Source organism: Staphylococcus arlettae (genome assembly GCF_025560845.1).
Classification (GTDB): Bacteria; Bacillota; Bacilli; order Staphylococcales; family Staphylococcaceae; genus Staphylococcus; species Staphylococcus arlettae.
Map to the genome: position 1 here is coordinate 1,457,575 of NZ_CP094803.1, position 20,825 is coordinate 1,478,399.

Annotated in this window: 20 protein-coding genes and 1 riboswitch; of the genes, 6 read left to right on the forward strand and 14 right to left on the reverse strand. The window is 34.0% G+C overall.

The features are described 5' to 3' along the window. Nucleotides 1-27: 27 nt before the first annotated feature. From MUA37_RS07110 to MUA37_RS07120, 3 genes are read right to left on the reverse strand one after another with little or no spacing between them, the layout of a single operon-like run. The gene (locus MUA37_RS07110) at nt 28-1,164 is read right to left on the reverse strand and encodes a toxic anion resistance protein (RefSeq protein WP_002511125.1); all 1,137 of its coding nucleotides are present in this window, start codon (nt 1,162-1,164) and stop codon (nt 28-30) included. Between the two features lie 37 nt (nt 1,165-1,201). Next, nucleotides 1,202-1,822, reverse strand: a complete 621-nt coding sequence (locus MUA37_RS07115; protein WP_002511124.1) for a 5-bromo-4-chloroindolyl phosphate hydrolysis family protein — start codon at nt 1,820-1,822, stop codon at nt 1,202-1,204. Nucleotides 1,823-1,840: 18 nt separating this feature from the next. Beyond that, complete coding sequence (locus tag MUA37_RS07120; protein ID WP_002511123.1) at nt 1,841-2,110, reverse strand: acylphosphatase; 270 nt, start codon at nt 2,108-2,110, stop codon at nt 1,841-1,843. A 262-nt stretch (nt 2,111-2,372) separates the two neighbouring features. Between MUA37_RS07120 and msaA the strand changes: the two genes are divergently transcribed. Both msaA and cspA read left to right on the forward strand, forming a co-directional pair. Then, on the forward strand, nt 2,373-2,681 hold the full coding sequence (gene msaA / locus MUA37_RS07125; protein ID WP_002511118.1) for a regulatory protein MsaA: 309 nt from the start codon (nt 2,373-2,375) through the stop codon (nt 2,679-2,681). 179 nt (nt 2,682-2,860) lie between these two features. Continuing rightward, on the forward strand, nt 2,861-3,061 hold the full coding sequence (gene cspA / locus MUA37_RS07130; protein WP_001831260.1) for a cold shock protein CspA: 201 nt from the start codon (nt 2,861-2,863) through the stop codon (nt 3,059-3,061). Nucleotides 3,062-3,168: 107 nt separating this feature from the next. Here the strand turns inward: cspA and lysA are convergent, their stop codons facing one another. From lysA to MUA37_RS07180, 10 genes are all read right to left on the reverse strand, one after another. Beyond that, nucleotides 3,169-4,434, reverse strand: a complete 1,266-nt coding sequence (lysA, locus tag MUA37_RS07135) for a diaminopimelate decarboxylase (RefSeq protein ID WP_002511119.1) — start codon at nt 4,432-4,434, stop codon at nt 3,169-3,171. 2 nt (nt 4,435-4,436) lie between these two features. Further along, nucleotides 4,437-5,510: an alanine racemase gene (locus MUA37_RS07140; RefSeq protein WP_002511120.1), complete on the reverse strand. Its 1,074-nt coding sequence runs from the start codon at nt 5,508-5,510 to the stop codon at nt 4,437-4,439. Next, entirely contained in the window at nt 5,507-6,664 is a 1,158-nt protein-coding gene (locus MUA37_RS07145; RefSeq protein ID WP_262624402.1) for a M20 metallopeptidase family protein, read from the reverse strand. Before MUA37_RS07145 ends, MUA37_RS07140 begins: the two co-directional genes overlap by 4 nt. 177 nt (nt 6,665-6,841) lie before the next feature. Continuing rightward, nucleotides 6,842-7,561 carry a 2,3,4,5-tetrahydropyridine-2,6-dicarboxylate N-acetyltransferase gene (dapD, locus tag MUA37_RS07150; protein WP_103387903.1) on the reverse strand — a complete coding sequence of 240 codons (720 nt, stop codon included), beginning with the start codon at nt 7,559-7,561 and terminating at the stop codon, nt 6,842-6,844. Nucleotides 7,562-7,582: 21 nt separating this feature from the next. Beyond that, nucleotides 7,583-8,305: a 4-hydroxy-tetrahydrodipicolinate reductase gene (gene dapB, locus MUA37_RS07155; RefSeq protein WP_103387904.1), complete on the reverse strand. Its 723-nt coding sequence runs from the start codon at nt 8,303-8,305 to the stop codon at nt 7,583-7,585. Continuing rightward, nucleotides 8,302-9,189 (reverse strand): 4-hydroxy-tetrahydrodipicolinate synthase, encoded by an 888-nt coding sequence (dapA, locus tag MUA37_RS07160; protein ID WP_107373469.1) that lies wholly within the window; start codon nt 9,187-9,189, stop codon nt 8,302-8,304. The genes dapB and dapA overlap by 4 nt, the downstream gene beginning before the upstream one ends. 1 nt (nt 9,190) lies before the next feature. Then, nucleotides 9,191-10,180: an aspartate-semialdehyde dehydrogenase gene (locus MUA37_RS07165; protein WP_103387906.1), complete on the reverse strand. Its 990-nt coding sequence runs from the start codon at nt 10,178-10,180 to the stop codon at nt 9,191-9,193. A gap of 39 nt (nt 10,181-10,219) precedes the next feature. After that, the gene (locus tag MUA37_RS07170; RefSeq protein WP_002511116.1) at nt 10,220-11,422 is read right to left on the reverse strand and encodes an aspartate kinase; all 1,203 of its coding nucleotides are present in this window, start codon (nt 11,420-11,422) and stop codon (nt 10,220-10,222) included. Between the two features lie 89 nt (nt 11,423-11,511). Next, nucleotides 11,512-11,690, reverse strand: a riboswitch (Lysine riboswitch). A 143-nt stretch (nt 11,691-11,833) separates the two neighbouring features. Next, the gene (locus MUA37_RS07175) at nt 11,834-12,664 is read right to left on the reverse strand and encodes an aldo/keto reductase (protein WP_002511115.1); all 831 of its coding nucleotides are present in this window, start codon (nt 12,662-12,664) and stop codon (nt 11,834-11,836) included. A gap of 128 nt (nt 12,665-12,792) precedes the next feature. Further along, a complete protein-coding gene (locus MUA37_RS07180) occupies nt 12,793-14,397 on the reverse strand; it encodes an ABC-F family ATP-binding cassette domain-containing protein (RefSeq protein ID WP_002511114.1) in 1,605 nt (534 codons plus the stop codon). A gap of 143 nt (nt 14,398-14,540) precedes the next feature. Here MUA37_RS07180 and cvfB point away from each other — a divergent pair, with 143 nt between their 5' ends. Beyond that, nucleotides 14,541-15,440, forward strand: a complete 900-nt coding sequence (gene cvfB, locus MUA37_RS07185) for an RNA-binding virulence regulatory protein CvfB (RefSeq protein WP_002511113.1) — start codon at nt 14,541-14,543, stop codon at nt 15,438-15,440. A 194-nt stretch (nt 15,441-15,634) separates the two neighbouring features. Here cvfB and MUA37_RS07190 read toward each other — a convergent pair whose 3' ends face one another. Beyond that, a complete protein-coding gene (locus tag MUA37_RS07190) occupies nt 15,635-16,987 on the reverse strand; it encodes an IS1182 family transposase (RefSeq protein WP_021459431.1) in 1,353 nt (450 codons plus the stop codon). 737 nt (nt 16,988-17,724) lie between these two features. On the opposite strand from MUA37_RS07190, the gene MUA37_RS07195 reads away from it, so the two are divergent. From MUA37_RS07195 to pstA, 3 genes are all read left to right on the forward strand, one after another. Further along, entirely contained in the window at nt 17,725-18,687 is a 963-nt protein-coding gene (locus tag MUA37_RS07195; RefSeq protein ID WP_002511112.1) for a PstS family phosphate ABC transporter substrate-binding protein, read from the forward strand. A gap of 188 nt (nt 18,688-18,875) precedes the next feature. Then, nucleotides 18,876-19,805 (forward strand): phosphate ABC transporter permease subunit PstC, encoded by a 930-nt coding sequence (gene pstC / locus MUA37_RS07200; protein ID WP_002511111.1) that lies wholly within the window; start codon nt 18,876-18,878, stop codon nt 19,803-19,805. Between the two features lies 1 nt (nt 19,806). After that, nucleotides 19,807-20,751 carry a phosphate ABC transporter permease PstA gene (gene pstA / locus MUA37_RS07205; protein WP_262624403.1) on the forward strand — a complete coding sequence of 315 codons (945 nt, stop codon included), beginning with the start codon at nt 19,807-19,809 and terminating at the stop codon, nt 20,749-20,751. Nucleotides 20,752-20,825: the final 74 nt, after the last annotated feature.

Sequence of the window (20,825 nt, forward strand, 5' to 3'; positions counted from 1 at the left end):
AGGGAAGTTACACGATGTTAACCATAATTATTGTGGTTTATTTTTCATATCCAATAAATGTTGTTTTAGTTCTCCCTCTAGCTCGCTGAGTTCACCTTCAGCCTGTTTACGTTTATCTCTACCTTGTTTTTGAATTTGAAGTGTTTGTTCTATCGTCTCTATAATATCACTTTGAGTCGTTTTCAATGTTTCTATGTCTACTACACCACGCTCGTTTTCTGTGGCAGTTTCTATAGCATTTTGTTTTAATAGTGCAGAATTTTTCAACAGTAAATCATTCGTTGTATCAGTAACTGCTTTTTGTGCGGATACTGCATGACGTTGTCTCATTAAAGTTAAGGCAATTGTCATTTGATTTTTCCATAAAGGTATACTAGTTAAAATAGAGCTTTGAATTTTTTCCGCTAACGCTTGGTTAACATTTTGTATCATTCGAATTTGCGGTGCTGTTTGGATGGCAATTTGTCTTGACAGTTGTAAATCATATATTCGTTTATCTAAACGTTCTACAAATTGACTCAAATCAGCGGCATCTTGCACTACCATTTGATTATTAGAATTTTGTGCTTCTTTTTGTAATTTTGGTAATTCTGTACTTTCAATCAATTGTTTTTTACGTTTTGCTGCCTCAATATATAATGTTAAATCGTCAAAATAGTCCTTATTTTGGTCATATAACTGATCCAATAACTCAACATCTTTTTTCAAATTCGTTTTATGTTTGTCTAATTCAATAGAAATACGATCAATCTGAGAACCTATTGATTGCATTTTAGAAAAAATTTCATTCACAGATGCTTTAGTACGTTTGAAGAATCGTTTTAATTTTGATTGATTCTCAGGGTTTAATTCATCTGGATTAACTGATTTTAATTTAGCCATTAAACCATTAAGTGAATCTCCAACCGGGCCGATATCCGATGTTTTCACATCGTTTAATATACGGTGTGAAAATTGAGACATATTAGATTGTGCTTCGGTACCGAAATTTAATAACCCATCATGATCCATCGGTGTAATAGACGAACTTAATTCCTCAATCTTTTTTTGCTCTTCTGGTGAAAATTGCTTCGTTTGTTGGATGATTTGTCCTTCATTCGCAGCTTGCTCGTCAATAAAAGAATCAAGAGGGTGTGCATTAATTGAATCTTGCTCTCTTGTCATAACCTATCTCGCTCCATTCTTTCGTCGATATTTCACTTCATTTCTGACGTTTTTGTTCAATTTTATTTAGCTCTATTTCGATATCTAGTTTTTCATAATCTTCTTCGTTAATTCGTTTTAAGTCTGCTACTAAAGTACGGTTAACTTCATCTAAAGTAATACGTGTTTGTTCTAGACGTTGCTTATCTTCTTTAGATTTTTTGGGTGATTTTGAGAGTCGAGTATATGCTTCAATTAAATTCAAAGCATTATCAATATGTGAATAAAAGAAACTTTCTACTAAGAAAAACTTAGCTGGTTGCTGTTTTACAGCGTAGTAAATAGCACGTGCAATACGATATATTTCATTCACTTGTCTGAAATCTTTAATTGATCTCACATTAATAAATACTTTTAATATGCGTCTAATCTTGTCTTGTGCATGGCTTAATTGATGTTGTACATAGCGATGCTCTCTCCGTGATAACCCAATTTCTTTAAGATACTTTCTCGATGATAAGCGTTGCGTAGGGAAGTAAGAACCCAAAAACGCAGCAACTGAAATTAATACATCAAAAATTGCCTGAATATCAAATGCAAACACTGAAATAAACCATACTACAATCGCAAACGGTATCGCGACTATCATCCCCAAAATACGAGAAATATTGTATCTCAAATTACATCTTCCTTTATTTTAAATAGTTTTAAATTTTGTCAGTGTCTTGTCTATGTCTAATTCTTCGACAGTAAAGTTCTCAACATGTGACGCAGGTGATGCACCGGCTATAACTGCTTCAACAAAATGATTAAGCGCTTCTGGTTCACCTTGCGCAAAAACTTCTACATAGTCTTCTACATTTTGTACAGTACCTGCAATATTATATTTAAGCGCCAGTCTTTCTGTATAAAAACGAAAACCAACACCTTGTACCATCCCAAATACTTTAATGTGTTTACGTAGCATACAAATCACCTCTTAGGTCTATTATACGAAATTTTTTTCTACAAAACTAATATTTAAGTTTTTCTACCTGTCCTTTATCGGCCAAAAGTATGAGTCAGAAAACTTGATTTTGTCAATATTAAAGTTAAAATATTACACATAGAGTTAATTTCATATTTATTAACACATTTACATTACATTAAACTATTGCCAACAATACAAATGTCAAAATTAAATGAAAATACATATGAAAATGAATTTTTGAAAAAGGGGAGCTTTAACCATGTGGACAGTTGCAAAAATTAGAGCTGATTACGAAGGCTGGTGGCTATTTAGTGACTGGACAGACCATATTATAGAACAACAATCGTTTTCAACTTACGATGAAATGTTAGAAGCATACCGATCTATAATAAATAATAGTAAAGATAAATTTGATAATTTTTTAGTAGGGAAACATAATATCCACGCGTTTTATAACAATTGTGAATTAGGATTCTGTGAAGATTGTGATGAGGATTTACAAATATTTTATAGTTATATTGTTTTAAATAATGATAAAGTTTATTATGATCTTCCAAAATTTAACTAATTTGAATTTTTCAATTATGTATTGCATTTTAATATGCAATCCCGTATACTTGTAAGTAAGCAATTGTTTTATTCCATATTGCAAAGAATATTGTAATAACAGATTTCTGTAACATCGTATTTTTTGTAATATGCGAATAAAGCATATTGAATGAATTTTAGTCTTGGAGGTTTCACAATATGAAACAAGGTACAGTTAAATGGTTTAATGCTGAAAAAGGATTTGGTTTTATCGAAGTTGAAGGAGAAAACGACGTATTCGTACACTTCTCAGCTATTAACCAAGAAGGTTACAAATCATTAGAAGAAGGTCAATCAGTTGAATTCGAAGTAGTTGAAGGCGATCGCGGTCCTCAAGCTGCTAACGTTGTTAAACTATAATTTATAGATTATAAATTGACTTATAAAAGAACCTTAAAAAAGGTTCTTTTTATATGTCCATAATGATTTAAAGCCCCTTGTATGTTCGACATACAAGGGGCTTTTTCTTATTTTGTATCATTAATAATTAATTGACGCAATGACTGCCTTTTTATCACTTCACGGGCTTTACCGTCTTTCAAGAAAAAGACAGATGGCTTTTGCATTTGATTATAGTTAGATGCCATAGAGTAATGATAAGCTCCTGTCGATTGAATAGCGAGATAATCACCGCGACGTACTGTAGATGGTAACTTTGCATTCTTGATAATAATATCACCAGATTCACACAGTTTCCCAGCTATAGTCACTGTTTCATCTGCTACATCATTTCTATTAACGAGTTTAGCTTCGTATTCAGCATCATATAATGCTGTACGAATATGATCACTCATACCACCATCAATAGAAACATATTTATTTACATTTGGAATTGTTTTAATCGTTCCCACTTCATAAAGTGTAATACCTGCTTCACCTACAATTGAGCGTCCAGGTTCAATTCCAATTTCAGGTATTGGATAGTCTTCTGCTGTAGCAACATCTTTGATCGCTGTAGTGATTTCTGCAATACCTTCTTCAATAGGGAAGCTCACATCACCGTCAACATATTTAATGCTGAAACCTCCGCCTAAATTAATCAAATCTACAAAAACGCCTTCAGCTTTCAACCATTGAATAACTAGTTTAGATGTTTCAATCATAGCCTCTGTACCTTCTATTTGAGAACCTACATGGAAGTGAACACCTTTTAAGTTTAATTTTGTGGCATTTTGCACCGCTTCAATTCCTTGTTTTGCTAAACCATGCTTAATGGATAAGCCAAATTTACTGTCTTCTTGACCTGTTTGAATAAACTCATGTGTATGTGCTTCAACTCCAGGATTCAAGCGTAGTACTACATCAACAACATCAGAAGCATAACGATTAATTAACTCTATCTCTTCTAAATCATCAATAACGATGTAACCAACTTTATTTTCTAAAGCATATTGTATCTCTCTTTTAGTCTTATTATTACCGTGGAAGTGAATTTGACTAGGATCGAAACCAGCTTCTAATGCAGTATAAAGTTCACCCTCAGACACCACATCTAATTGTAAACCTTCTTCCGCAACTAATTTAACCATTTGAATACATGTAAAGGCCTTTGAGGCATAAGAAATATTATATTTCAAGCCGCTTTGTTTCATGGCATTATGATATCGTTGCATTTGTGTTCTAATTTGTGATTCATCATAGACGATAGTAGGGGTACCAAAGCTTTGCGCTATAGTTTTTAAGCTTGTACCACCCATTGTAAGCTCGCCATTATTATTATATTCTACAGTCATTATTATCTATACTCCTTTATCAATGAATCATGATTCATTGCACTTAATTGTTCTGAATTTGCTCCCACACCTTTAAACGTATGTTCATCTATACGTATATCATTATTATATAGTATCACTTCATCTTGTGCATGTACTTCATCGTCTACTTCAACAAACATATGACTCATCATTAATGCACGAATAGGGTAACGACGACCGTTAATAATCACTTCGTGTTGTGCTCTCGTTTTTAAAATACCATCACCATAACCAATATCAACTACGGCTAGTTTCGTCTGATTACGTTGTGCCTCAAAAGCAAAACTATAACCACAATAATCTCCAGCATTGACAGTTCTCACTTGAATAACATTACCTTTCACCGTTAATGCTTGCACAATATCCAATGTTGAGAGGGTGCTATAAGGTCTCGAGCCGTAAAGTGCAATACCGATACGTGCATGTGTATGATTGGGTAAAATGCCAGACTCACGATAATAACTTGCACTGTTTTGAGCATGTATCATATCAAATTGATGACCTTCATCTAATAATGTATTAACAATATTTAACCAATTTGCTTTTTCTATCTCATACTCTTCAACATCAAATTCATCAGCATAGCCAAAGTGTGTCCACAAACCACGAATGTGCATTTTTTCTGCTTGGTGGTTTTGTTGATGATGTTGTAATACTTCGCGTAATTCAGCTAATGTTTTCAAACCTGAACGATGTAACAGATTTTCATATTCTAAATGTATATTGATACCGGCTAACGCTTCATAGTATTGATAATAAAACTCTAATGAAGGGAGCGTCATTTCGATATTATATTTACGTACTGTATCAAAGTCATAGACAGCATTCATTAAAAATACCGTCGCTTGGGGTGCAAGTTTACGAACTCTAATCGCTTCTTTTAGTGAAGTTGTGCTAAAAGTAGTAATACCAGCTTTTAAAAACTGTTGTACAGCAAATTCTAAACCGTAGTGATAAGCATTGTTTTTTACTACAGCCATAATAGAATTATTGTTTTGTACGTGCTTTACATTATTGTAAAAAGTTTGTATATCTACTGACCAAGTGGCTGTCATTGTGCTTGCACCTCTCCGTAATGATTTAAAATTTGATCATAATAATCTGCGATTCTAATTAGCATAGCTTCATTGAAATTTAAATGTGCAGTATGTAATCCCGTAACAAATCCACGTTGCTCATCTTTAGTACCAACAAACACAAAATAGCTAGGTGCTAATTGGCTATAAAAACTAAAATCTTCGCCAAAAAGGTAAGGTGTCGTTTTATCTACAACTTGTAATCCAGCATTTTCTAGACATGTTACTACATGTTTTCTCAGTGAAGGGTCATTGTACGTTGGTGGGTAACCTTCTGCAAATTTAACTTCACACTCAACACCGAATAATAAATCAACACTTTCTGCAATTTTTAACATTTGTTGCTTCACAACTGCCAAATCTTGAGTATCATATGTGCGAATTGTCCCTTCAAGATATCCTTGACTTGGCACAGTATTAATTGCTTCACCAGCTTCAAATCTGCCCATATGAACGATATTTCTTTTAAGTCCATTTAAATGGTATTGTTGAATTGAACCCACTTGCGCCAATACATGTTGTAATGCTTCACCACAAGAATGACCTTGTTCCTTATCAGCAACATGACTAGATAGTCCTTTTAAAAAGAAACGATACTCAGTGGCACTTGCTGTAATTTCTTCATCGCGAATTGCAACTTTTCCTTCTTCGACAAAGGGCATTACATGTACTCCGAAAACAGCTTCGATAGGGTACGCTTCAAAAGCACCAGCTTTTATTAAACGATTGGCACCGCCACCTGATTCTTCAGCGGGTTGAAAAATAAACACTATATTTTGTGGTAACGTACCAGCATCTGCACGTGATTTACAACGCTGTAAAAATAACATTAATGCAGTAGTATGACCATCATGACCACATGCATGCATAACATTATCATTGAGACTTTTATAATCAACATCATTTTCTTCAAATATCGGTAATGCATCAATATCAGCACGATAAGCAATTGTTTTTTGACCATTTCCAGGTATATACGCTACTAATCCTGTGTCTAGTGGTCGTTCATAGTGAACACCTAAACTATCTAGAAAGCTCGCAATATATTGCGTCGTTTCATATTCATGTAAACTTAGCTCAGGATATTGATGTAAGTGCCGTCTATGTTTCGTAACAAATTCAAGTTCATTCATATTAGATCAGTCCTTTTAGTTCATGAGTTATATTTGTTCAATCATTATGTATTATAAAAATAGGAGGGAGAGAAATATCATTGTTAGTGTTATGCTCTAAAGTACTACTAAACATGGCACACAATGATATAACTCAATCCTCCTAAAAAATTTTATTGATGATTTAAGTATAACTTATTAGTTATTTAAGTTTCTTAAAGCTGATACAATTTCACGTTTTGAATCTTCAACATCTGATGTTTGTTTTATCACTTTAGCTGGAGTACCGGCTACAACTGCGCCTGCTGGAACATCTTGAGTAACAATTGCTCCTGCTGCCACAATTGCTCCTTGACCTACACGTACACCTTCTAAGATTACGGCATTAGCACCGATTAACACATCATCCTCAATGACAACTGGAGAAGCACTAGGGGGTTCAATGACACCTGCTAATACAGAACCGGCACCTACATGTACGTTTTTACCAGTTGTAGCACGACCTCCTAATGTCGCATTCATATCAACCATCGTACCTTCGCCAACAACAGCACCGATGTTAATCGTTGCACCCATCATTATTACTGCACCATCTTCAATAGTGGCTTGTTCTCTAATAAATGCACCTGGTTCGATACGAGCATTAGTATTCGTCAAGTCTTTTAATGGGATTGCTGAATTACGACGATCTTGTTCGATTTCAACATCTGTAAAACTTGCTTCATTGGCACTATAGAATGGTTGCCACTCTGCCGCTTCACAAAAGATGACTTTTGAACCTTCAGATCCAAATACTTTAAAAGTTTCAGGGAAAGTCACGTTGGAGAAATCTCCATTAACATAAACTTTCAGTGGTGTAGATTTTTTTGCATCACTAATATATTGAATAATTTCTTCTGCTGATAAATGTTGTGTCATAATTTAATTAGCTCCTTTAATTTATAAATTATCAAAAGTATAATATCCTTGAGTTTGTTTCACAAGTTTTTCGGCTGCACTTATAGCGCCATTTGCAAATATGTCTTTTGATTGTGCACGATGTGTAATTTCGATTGTTTCATCAATACCTGCGAATAAAACCTCATGTTCACCAACGATTGTACCTCCACGCTTGGCATGTATACCAATTTCGTCATCAGTACGTTTTTCATTAACTTCATGTCGATCATAAACTGGTGTTGTTTTATCGCGCAATGATTCTATTACATCATACAGTTTTACTAATGTACCACTAGGTGCATCTACTTTTTTATTATGATGTGCTTCCGTTAATTCAATATCATAATCACGTAACAGTGGTACAGCTGCTTCTAATATTTTAGTAAGTGCATGAACACCATAACTCATATTTGCACTGAAAAAGACTGGCATTTGTGTACTTAATGCTTCTAAGCGTTGAATAATCTGTTCTTTTTCACCAGTTGTTGCAATTACTAATGGTAGTTTAAAAGATTCTTCTAATAATGGTAATAAGAGTTCAGGATTAGAAAAATCAATCGCTACATCTGCATCTTGTGCATCAGCAATATGTTCAACAGTAGGGTAGGGATATGTATTATTGCTGTCCCTAACGATTACCCCTACAATTTCATGACCTTTTTCTTCCGCTAGTCGTGCAACACGTTCATTCATTGCACCGTAGCCAATAAGTAATATTTTCATCGATGTTCACCCGCTTTATAATATGCATATGCTTCTTTTAAGACATTTTCGTCTGATGTTTCTAATGGTACAAGTGGTAAACGTACTTCATAATTACCAAAGCCTTCCACCGTAGTCAATACTTTGATTGGGATAGGGTTTACATCTACCGCTAAAGTATTTAACAACGTTTCAATCGGTGCAAAGCTTGCAGTTATATCTTCACCATTTTGTTGTGCTTCAAACAATTGTTGTAAATCATCAGCAATAACATTGGCTACAACTGATATTACACCATGTCCGCCATCTTTAAAATATTGTACGATATTATCATCATTACCACTATAAAGTGCAAATTGATCTGTATCTAGACGCTGTTGTAAATCATGTAAGTAGTCAAAATCATTAGTTGCATCTTTTAAGGCAACAATATATTCATTTTGACTTAATGTTTCTACTGTAGCTGCCTCGATTGTCATATTAGTGCGAGAAGGCACATTATATAACACTACTGGTAGTTGAGCAGCATCGGCGATAGTCGTAAAATGTTCGATTAATCCGCGTTGGTTCGTTTTATTATAATACGGTGTAATCAACATAATAGCATCTGCACCCAGTTCTCTTGCTCTCACAGAAGCTTGAATAGATTTTTGAGTACTATTTGTACCTGTACCAGCAATAACAGGTATACGTCCATCTACAGTGTTAATCACTTCTTCTAAAATTTGATCTTTTTCTTCGTCAGATAGTGTAGGATTCTCAGCTGTCGTACCATTTACAATGATAGATTGAGCACGCTTGTCGATTAAATAATTCACATGTTTTCTAAGTGCAGTATAATTTACTTCGTTATGGGTGAAAGGCGTAGTTAAAGCTACACCAACACCCTCAAAAATATGTGTCATATTATTTAACTCCTTTCAAATTCATAACTTGTTCCAGTATTTGAACAGCGTTTAAAGCTGCACCTTTCAATAAATTATCAGAAGTGCACCACACATGGAATGTGTTGTCTAAAGAATCATCACGTCTAATGCGCCCAACAAAGATTTCATCTTTGCCAGTAGAATTAATTGCTAAAGGATATTCATTATTTGCTGGATTATCTTCTAAGACAACACGTGAGTCATTGTCAAATAACTGCTGAATATCTGCAACTGTAGTATCTTTATTAACAGTGACGCTCATATGAACACTATGACTATCTTGAACAGGAACACGTACACATGTCGCTGTTACTTTTAAAGCATCATCTTTTAATATTTTACGAGTTTCATCAATCATTTTTTGCTCTTCTTTTGTATAGCCATCTTCTAAAAAGACATCTATATGTGGGAGCACATTATTATAAATAGCATGTGGATATGTTTCAGGTGCTTTACCGTTTGCACCTTCTGCTAATTCTTGTTTACCTTTCACACCTGAACCTGAAACAGCTTGATACGTAGTATACGCCACACGTTTTAAACCATAAGCTTCTTGCATTATTTTTAACGGGACAACTGATTGAATCGTTGAACAATTTGGGTTAGCAATAATTTTTCTAGTTAATTCTGGTTCGTTTACTTCAGGGACAATTAAGTCAATGCCTTCGACCATACGCCATTGACTTGAATTATCGATGACCACGGCACCAGCTTGTTCGAAAATAGGGGAGAAGTGCTCACTTGTACTACCGCCTGCACTCATTAATACAAAATCATATTGTTCATTTGCAGCTTCTTCTGTTAACTCTCTGACAGTATATGTTTTACCTTGAAAAGATACTTCTGTACCAGCTGATCTCGCTGATGAAAACAGTACTAATTCATCAAATTGTATACCTTTTCTATCTATTGTATCTAACATATTTCTTCCTACTAAACCTGTTGCTCCTGCAACTGCTAATTTTGTCATAATCGATACACTCCATTTTCTATTTTTTAAATTATTTGCTTACATTTCAAAGGCTTCATATAATGCCGCAACAGCACGTTCACCATTGTCTGCATCAATAACATATGAAATGCTTATTTCAGAAGTCGTAGTTTGATAAAATGCAATGTCGTTGTTGATTAAAGTGATAAATGCTTTTGAAGCCACGCCAGAGATATCTCTCATTCCTGAACCAATTAAAGAAATTTTGGCATATGATTCATTTATTTTGAAATCTAAAGCGTTGTAATCTTCTGACAACTCTTCCAATAGTTTTGAAATTTGAACTACATCAGTATCTTTAATTGTAAATGATAACTGTAAACCTTCAATATTTACAATTTGTGAAATCATATCCACGTTGACTGATCCTCGATCGAGTTGTGTAAACAATCTTGTTAATAATTTATTATCTGGTAATGGGTAACTAATTGTCACATGCATCATATGCGTATCTAAGGCGACACCAGTCACCGCTTTTTTCTCTAATAAATCTGTTTGTGCCATTATCCATGTTCCTTTCACATTTGATAAAGTTCTACCTAAGTAGAGTGGGATGTTATAATTATTCGCTAATTCAACACTTCTAGTTTCTAATACACCTGCTCCTAAAGCACTCATTTCCATCATTTCTTCGTAAGAGACAGCTGACAAACGATTCGCTTTAGCATATACCCTAGGGTCTGTTGCATAAACACCATCTACATCAGTATAAATTTCACATGGGGTGTTGTTGCAAGCAGCTAAAGCGACTGCCGTTGTATCAGAGCCTCCACGTCCTAATGTGGTTAATTCAAAGTCATCATTAATACCTTGAAATCCTGCAATTACTAGCACATCATGTTGTTCAAATGCTTTGTGAAATGTATCTGGATTGATTTCAGCTATTCTACTTTTCAAATGATGGCCAACTGTTTTAATACCAGCTTGGTAACCAGTCATTGCTTTTGCACTTATACCAATATCATTCAATGTCATTGCTAAATATGATACAGTTTGCTGCTCACCAGTTGTTAACAGTAGGGCAAGTGCATCGTCTTTAGGTGTTTCAGTCAACATATTTACATTTTCCATAAGTTGATCTGTAGTTTTTCCCATCGCACTAACTACTACAATTAATTGTTCACCTTGTTCAACTCGTCGTTTTAGCATTTCCGAAATATTCCTAATTTTCGAAAAATCACTAACAGACGAACCTCCAAACTTTAAAACACTTCTATTCACTTACATATCCTCCTCAAAGTATTAGGGGAGAATCACAAATCATATAAAAAAAGAACAAGCTCTAAGTGCGAACCTGCTCTAAATCTATATACAAGTGATGCACTCCATTATTTTAAATAATGACAGACCTTAAGCTCTTAACCACAAAGTCCAACAAAACAATAAGCTGCTATTATTGTCGTTTCGGCATCTCACCCTTTCAATTTTAGCTACTAGCAGATAGTTTGTCCTAAAATTTACTAATGATTGATGCGCCTCATCTAATTCTTATTAAATTGGTTATGATTCATATTATACATATAGGGCATATGACTGTAAACCTTTAAATTCATTTTATTTGAATTCACTGAAAACTTATTCATTTTATATGTTTAAAGTTAATATTAAAGTTATTTTACACTTTAAAATGCATTAAAACTCTTCATATATCGCTGGATTTTGATCTTTGCGACGACCATCTTCACGCGTTAAGTTATTTATCTTAGCAATTTCTTCAGCATCTAATGAAAAATCAAAAATATCAATATTTTCCAATTGTCTTTGGTTAGACGTTGCTTTAGGAATTGGGACAATACCATTTTGCACGTGCCATTTTAAAATTACTTGAGGTATTGATTTATTATATTTTTCAGCTATCGTAGCAATTGTTTCATCATTAATTACGTTAGAAGCTCTACCGATAGGGCTCCATGCTTGAATTACAATACCTTTTTCTCGATGATAGTCTATAACATCTTGTTGGTTAAAGTAGGGGTGTAATTCTATTTGATTGATGGTAGGAAGGACTCCTGTTTCTTGCTCAAGCGTATCTATATGTTCAGGTAGGAAATTACATACACCAATTGATTTTAATAACCCAGCTTTTTGAGCATCGATAAGCGCCGTCCAAGCCTCTACAAATTTCCCTTGTTTTGGATTAGGCCAATGTATAAGGTATAAGTCAATATAGTCAACATTAAGTCTATAAATAGACTCTTGTATGGCTATCATTGCGCTATCATAGTCATGATAACGACCTGGCAATTTAGATGTTACGATAACTTGATCTCTAGCTACGTGACTTTGTGATATTGCCTTACCAACAGTACCTTCATTTTCATAATTATAAGCAGTATCCAGTACACGATAACCATTGTTCAAGGCATTCACAATTGCATGTACACCTTGTGTCCCATTTAATTTATATGTACCAAAGCCAACAACGGGTATAATGTGACCATCGTTTAAGTTTAACTTTTCCATAAGTTATATCCTCCTTAAGTCAATTTAGTTTCATTATATATATCCATACCATTAAAAAACACTATTTTGCATAAAATTAGCCTTAACGTGTGAGTAGAAATCACGTTAAGGCTAATTGTTATAAGTCATTATTTATTTAATACACCAATTTCTTGTAAATAAGCTTCGTATGAAATTTCTTTAGATAGACTGCCTGGTTGATTTAAATCGATCACGCGGTTTGCAATTGTGTTGATAAATTCAAAGTCATATGAAGTGAAAATTATAGAACCTTTAAAGGACTCTAAACCATCATTGACAGCAGTAATACTTTCTAAGTCTAAGTGGTTAGTTGGTTCATCAAGTAATAAGACGTTAGCACTTGAAAGCATCATTTTACTTAACATGCAACGTACTTTTTCTCCACCTGATAAGACACTTGCTTTTTTCTTAACTTCATCACCACTAAAGAGCATACGTCCTAAGAAGCCACGTAAAAATGTTTCAGTTTGCTCATCTTCCGGAGCATATTGACGCAACCAATCAACAAGATTAGTGTCAACACCATCAAAATATTCTGAGTTATCTTTAGGGAAATAACTTTGAGAAGTTGTCACTCCCCATTTCACGCTACCTTCGTCAGGTTTCATTTCACCTGCTAAAATTTTCAATAAAGTCGTTTTAGCAATTTCACTATCGCCAATCAGTACAGCTTTATCATTTGGATCCATCGTAAATGAAATGTTATCTAATACTTTTTGACCATCAATTGTTTTAGATACATTTTCAACAAATAATAAGTCATTACCAATTTCACGTTCTGGAGTGAACTTAACATATGGATAACGACGTGATGATGGTTGAATATCATCTAACTCGATTTTCTCAAGTTGTTTTTTTCTACTAGTTGCTTGTTTAGATTTCGAAGCATTTGCTGAGAATCGTGCCACGAAGTCTTGTAATTCTTTAATTTTTTCTTCTTTTTTCTTGTTTTGATCTTGAGCCATTTTCATTGCTAATTGACTAGATTGATACCAAAAATCATAATTCCCAACATATAATTTGATTTTGCCATAATCTAGGTCAGCAATGTGTGTACATACATTATTTAAGAAATGTCTATCGTGTGAAACGACAATAACAGTATTTTCAAAATTAATTAAGAAATCTTCTAACCAACTTATTGCTGGAATATCCAAACCGTTTGTCGGCTCATCGAGTAATAGCACATCAGGTTGCCCAAATAAACTTTGCGCTAGTAAAACTTTAACCTTTTGGTTGTTTTCTAATTCTGACATTAATTTATCTTGTAAATCTGCTTTAATACCTAAACCTGAAAGTAATGAACCAGCGTCGGCTTCTGCGTTCCAACCGTCCATTTCAGCAAATTCACCTTCAAGCTCAGCAGCTCTAATACCATCTTCATCACTGAAATCAGGTTTCATATAGATAGCATCTTTTTCTTTCATCACTTCGTATAAACGTTCATGACCTTTAATCACTACATCAATAACTCGTTCTTCTTCATAAGCAAAGTGATCTTGTTTTAAAATAGCTAGTCGTTCATTTTTGCCCATAGACACGTTGCCCGTTTGAGCATCTAACTCACCAGATAATATTTTTAAAAATGTAGACTTCCCAGCGCCATTTGCACCGATTAACCCATAGCAATTGCCTTCTGTAAATTTAATATTTACGTCTTCGAATAATTTACGATCACCAAATCGTAAACTCACATCAGTAACTTGTAACATGCACTTACTCCTTTATCGTTATTCTAACGGACAAATTATAACATACTTATATCTTTGTTTCGAGCTTTCTAAAAAGGATTAATGCTTGTTAACGCTTGGCGTGTTATAATGGTACAGAATAAATATGTGCGAAGGAGACAAATATGGCACGAGAAGAAAAAGGAATTGTAGGAACGATTGAATTCTTAAAAGTTGTTGGTTTGCAAGGATCAACTTATATGTTACAAGGCCCAAATAACGAAACAGTTAAATTAAACCAATCAGAAGTTAATGAAGAAGACGAGTTAGCAGTAGGGGAAGAGTACAGCTTTTTTATCTATCCTAATCGTTCAGGAGAACTATTTGCAACCCAAAATATGCCAGACATCACTGTAGATAAGTACGATTTTGTAAAAGTATTAAAAACAGACCGAGATGGTGCCCATGTAGATGTTGGATTACCAAGAGAGGTCCTTATCCCATGGGAAGATTTACCTAAAGTAAAAACTTTATGGCCAGAACATGGTGATGAATTATTAGTCACTTTAAGAATAGATAGTGAAAACCAAATGTTTGCTAGATTAGCAACAGAAACAATAGTTGAATCAATGTTCACGCCTGTCCATGACGATTCAAAACAAAACGAAGTAATTGAAGCAAGGCCATATCGTTTACTTAGAATTGGTAGTTTTTTACTGTCAAAAGATGGTTATAAAATATTTGTTCATGAATCAGAACGTAAAGCAGAACCAAGATTCGGTGAACTAGTCAATGTACGAATTATTGGTCATAACGACAAAGGGGAGTTAAATGGATCATTTTTACCATTAGCCCATGAACGTTTAGATGAAGATGGCCAAATCGTTTTTGATTTACTTGTTGAGTATGATGGTGAATTGCCTTTTTGGGATAAATCAAGTCCAGCAGCAATTAAAGAAGTATTCAATATGAGTAAAGGTGCTTTTAAAAGAGCTATTGGTCACCTTTACAAACAAAAAATCATTAATATCGAAACTGGCAAAATTGAACTTACTAAAAAAGGATGGGCTAGATTAGAAAACTAGTTTCTTCTATTATTATAGGTAATGTTCAATAATAGAATTGAGCTTTTAAAAAATCTAGATCATAATAAATAAACACCCCTTCACAAATAAATGTGAAGGGGTGTTTCAGAACGTGGACAAACCCTTCGCAAGTTAATGCGAAGGGTTTATTTATTTTCTTTTTTTATAGTTTTTTTCAAAATTGCAGTGGTCTTTCAGACCATTACTGGGCCTTTTATTAGCCACATTGCGATTTTTTTAAGATTCATGGCAGCACAAATTAGCGTGGTATCCATGGAAACTTTGTCATGTCCTCTATATCTCGTCCATCTCATACCATGCTGTTCTTTTGCATCGCCAAATTTTCTCTCTATTGTTTGACTTCGCATTTTATATTGTTTTTTAATTGTATCCACAAACCTTAAATCTTCAACTATATCTAAATCATCTTGCCAAACATGTCTTCTAATTTGTTTTATGGCATCTTTACTTTCAGTACATTTATTTAGTAGTGGACAGTCTCGACATATTGAAGCATCTGATACATATAATCTGTGTCCTGTTGGCATTGTTCTTTTATATAGTAAAGTTTCATCATTAGGACAAATATAAGTATCATAATGTTCATCGTAGATGAAATCTTTTGTTCTGAAAAAACCAGGTTTTCCTTTAGGTCTCGTATATGGCATTGCTGGTACAATTGCTTTTTCAAGCAAAAAGTGTGCATTAAAAGGTGTTTTATAACCTGAATCAATTGCTAATGTGATAGGCAACATCTGCTTGGTTTCCAATCTTTCAATCATTGGTTTGAGTTGTGTACTGTCGTGAATATTACCAGGTGTCACGTGCTTATCAATAATATAACCATTTTTATCTACACATGCGTGTAAACTATAAGCAAATTGCTTTTCTCGTTCACCTTTAACGTAGTACCCAGCTTCTGGATCAGTCGTACTTACTTTTTTGGTTTTATATTCCTCCTTGCTTTTATTTTTTATTGGCTTTTTTCCTTGTGCTCGCCTTTGTTCATTTATTTCATTATCCAATTCTTCTTGGAAGTGAAGTGTATCTTTTTTTACAATTTTTTTGATGTATTTATTCTTATTTGCATTTGCTTTAATATGTGTAGAATCAATGAATAAAGATGAGTGATCTATTAAGTTATTTTTGATAGCTATTTCTAGTATTTTCTCAAATATTTGTTCAAATAAATCTGTATCATGAAAACGACGTGTATAGTTCTTACTAAAAGTTCCGTAATGAGGTACTTTATCTAAAAAGCTATATCCTAAATACCAACGGTAAGCTACATTTGTTTCTATTTCTTTAATTGTTTGTCTCATTGATTTAATGCCAAACAACCTTTGTATGAGTAATATTTTTACTAAAATAACAGGATCTATAGATGGTCTACCATTATCAAGGCAATATTTGTCTTCGACAAGTTCATACACAAAATTTAAATCTAATATCGCATCGACTTTACGTAATAAATGATTATTAGGGACTAATTCAGAGATAGAAATCATTTCATATTGATCTCTTTTATCAATTGATTTATTCAACATAATAAACACCACCACTGTTTAATTTACATATATTATAATGTTTTTGTGTAATATTGGCAGTAATTTATGCCGACTCCTGCGGGAATATCACTAGCCGAAGACTACAGGCTAAGGCAGTGCCCGCGGAAAGCGTGCATAAAAAAACTGCCAACAAAGTCGGAGACTTTGTCGACAGTCTGAAACACCCCTTCACAAATAAATGTGAAGGGGTGTTTATTTATATATATTATAATATCGGCTGTATTTATGCCGACTCCTGCGGGAATAGCTCTCGCCGAAGACTACAGGCTGAGTCAGTGCCCGCGGAAAGCGTGCATAAAAATGCCACAAAGTCATAACTTCATCGACAGTTTCACTAAAGCACAATTAATGTACCAGTTTCATTTTATCTACTTAATACTTTCTTAATAATTAACTAAAAATTCCTCAAAATACATTTAATTATAAGTAAACAAACCCAAAATAAACTTTTCAACACAAAAACTAAATAATAATTTTGCTAATTTTAGTATTACGTAATGTTATCGTAATATTTATACCTCTTTAAACCCTTGATATGATTGACTTTCACAAGCTATGCTTTCGATTTTTAATTTTGTAAACGCAACGATTCAATTCTTAACGAAACATTTACAATTAGCATATTTGAGATTAATAATTCGTCTGTATCATAAGAGTTGTAATAAATACATATAACTTGTTTTCGAGTTATTGATTCTATTTAGGAGGATGTTTCAATGAAAAGATGGCAGTTAATTGGTACTACAGTTGTTGGTGCTTCGTTTTTACTAGGAGCTTGTGGCGGTAGCGGAGGCTCTGGTGAAGGCAAAGATGTTGAAGGCGAAGTTAAGGGTGACGGTTCTTCAACAGTAGGTCCAATCATTGAAAAATTAAATGAAAAATTTGTTAAAGAGTTTCCAAATATAACAGTTTCTTCTGGTACTTCTGGTACTGGTGGAGGATTTGAAAAATTCATTGCTGGAAGCACTGATTTTGCAAATGCTTCTAGACCAATCAAAGATGAAGAAAAGAAAAAATTAGAAGATAAAGGTATTAAATATGAAGAGTTCAAAATTGCAAAAGACGGTGTAACTATTGCAGTTAACAAAGAAAATGACTTTGTTGATGAACTTGATAAAGATCAATTGAAACAAATTTATTCTGGTGAAGCTAAGTCTTGGAAAGATGTTAATCCAGAATGGCCAGATAAAGAAATTAAAGCTTTCTCTCCTGACCAATCACACGGTACTTATGATTTCTTCACAGAAGAAGTTATGGATGACGGTGATATCAAAGCAGAGAAAAATGCTGATACAAACGTAATCGTTTCTTCAGTACAAGATAATAAACAAGGTATTGGTTATTTCGGTTATAACTTCTACGAACAAAATAAAGATAAATTAAAAGCAGTTAAAATCAAAGGTGATAGTGAAGCAAAAGAACCAACTAAGAAATCTATTCAAAATGGTTCATACCCTTTAAGTAGAGACTTATATGTCTACGCAAATGAGAAAAAACTTAAAGACAATAAAGCTTTCCAAGAATTCATTGGCTTCATCTTAGACGATAAAGGTAAAGCAGCAGAAGATGCTGGATATGTTGCACTTCCTGAAAAAACTTACAAAGAACAACAAGATAACCTGAAAGACATTACAGGTGGAGATAGCAAAGAAGAAAGTAGTAAGGAAGAAGAAAAATAATTATAACATCAATTCTTTAAGATTGGGATAAGGAAAATGGCAGACGAAGTAGACAGCACTTCGTTAACCATTTTCCATAACTGTTCACCTTTATAACACTTACGAAACACCGTTTTTGTAAGTAGGTGACAACAGTCCCCAATCTTTTTTAAATTTGGGAGCTTATTATATAGAAGGAAGGTATTTTTATGGCGGATAACAATTTCTCTGTTAGTGAAATGATTGCTCAAAACAACGCCAAAAAGAAAGGTACAAGCGACAAAATTGTGCCTGTCATCTTAGGAACTATTGCAGTTATTTCCATATTAACGACAGTAGGTATTTTAGTAACTTTATTAACGGAAACAATCACATTCTTTACACGCGTACCAATTACAGAATTTTTATTTACGATGGATTGGAATCCATTCTCATCCACACCTAAATATGGTATTTGGGCATTAATTTTAGGTACTTTGAAAATTACAGTTATAGCAACTATTGTAGCAGTGCCAATCGGCTTAGGTGCAGCTATTTATTTAAGTGAGTATGCATCACAACGTGCACGTGCAATTATCAAACCAATTTTGGAAATCCTTTCAGGTATTCCAACTATTGTATTTGGTTTCTTTGCTTTAACATTTGTAACACCATTATTAAGAGACATTTTCCCATCATTAGGAAGCTTTAACTCTATTAGTCCTGGGATTGTGGTAGGTATCATGATCATTCCTCTTATTTCAAGTATGAGTGAAGATGCAATGTCCTCAGTTCCTAATAAAATGCGCGAAGGTGCTTTAGGCTTAGGTGCTACAAAATTCGAAGTGGCGACTAAAGTAGTATTACCAGCAGCTACATCAGGTATCATGGCATCAATTGTTTTAGCCATTTCACGTGCAATTGGTGAAACAATGATTGTCTCACTCGCTGCAGGTAGTACACCAACTGCCTCATTAGACTTAACTGGTTCAATCCAAACGATGACTGGTTTCATTGTTCAAGTCGCAACTGGTGACGCTACTTTCGGTTCAGACATTTATTATAGTATTTATGCAGTAGGATTCACGTTATTCCTATTTACACTAGCAATGAACTTAATCTCTCAATGGATTACGAAACGCTTTAGAGAGGAGTATTAATATGACACAAGCAAATAATCAAACAATCTCTCAAGCACAATCAAATAACAACAAAGTGTTAGTAGATCAAAAATCAGTAGAAAATAAATTAAATGGACGCTTGAAAACAAATAAATTTAACAAATGGGCGTTCTTCGCCTGCACAATGGTTGGACTTGTTGTATTAGCGGTATTATTAATTGATACTATAATTAAAGGTGCTGGACATTTAACGCCATCTTTCTTTACAAGTTTCTCATCTTCAACACCATCGATGGCAGGTATTAAAGGCGCATTAATCGGTACAGTTTGGTTGATGATTACTATTATCCCAATCACGATTATATTAGGCGTAGGCACAGCGATATATTTAGAGGAATATGCTAAAGACAATGCATTTACTCAATTTATTAAAGTAAGTATTTCTAATTTAGCTGGTGTACCTTCAGTCGTATTTGGTCTGTTAGGTCTGACTATTTTCGTACGTGGTATGGGAATCGAAGCACTAGCATTAAGTAACTCTATTCTAGCAGCTGCTTTGACAATGTCTTTATTGATTTTGCCAGTAATCATTGTAGCAAGCCAAGAAGCAATCCGTGCTGTTCCTAATACAGTGAGAGAAGCTTCTTACGGACTTGGAGGCAATAAATGGCAAACAATTAGAAGAGTCGTTCTGCCGGCCGCTATTCCTGGAATTTTAACTGGTTTTATTCTTGCATTATCGCGTGCATTAGGGGAAACTGCACCGTTAATCTTAATTGGTATTCCAACAGTACTTATGGCATTACCATCAAGTATTTTTGATCAATTCCAAGCATTACCAATGGCAATTTACAACTGGGCAAAACTACCTCAAGCAGAATTCCAAAACGTAGCATCTGCAGGTATTATCGTATTACTTGTTATCTTATTATTAATGAATGCAATCGCAATATTCTTGCGTAACAAATACAGCAAAAAGTTTTAGGCACAATATTCTAGCATAAAACAAACACCTCATTAAGTAACCTATATTTTAACCTTAATGAGCATCTATAAAGG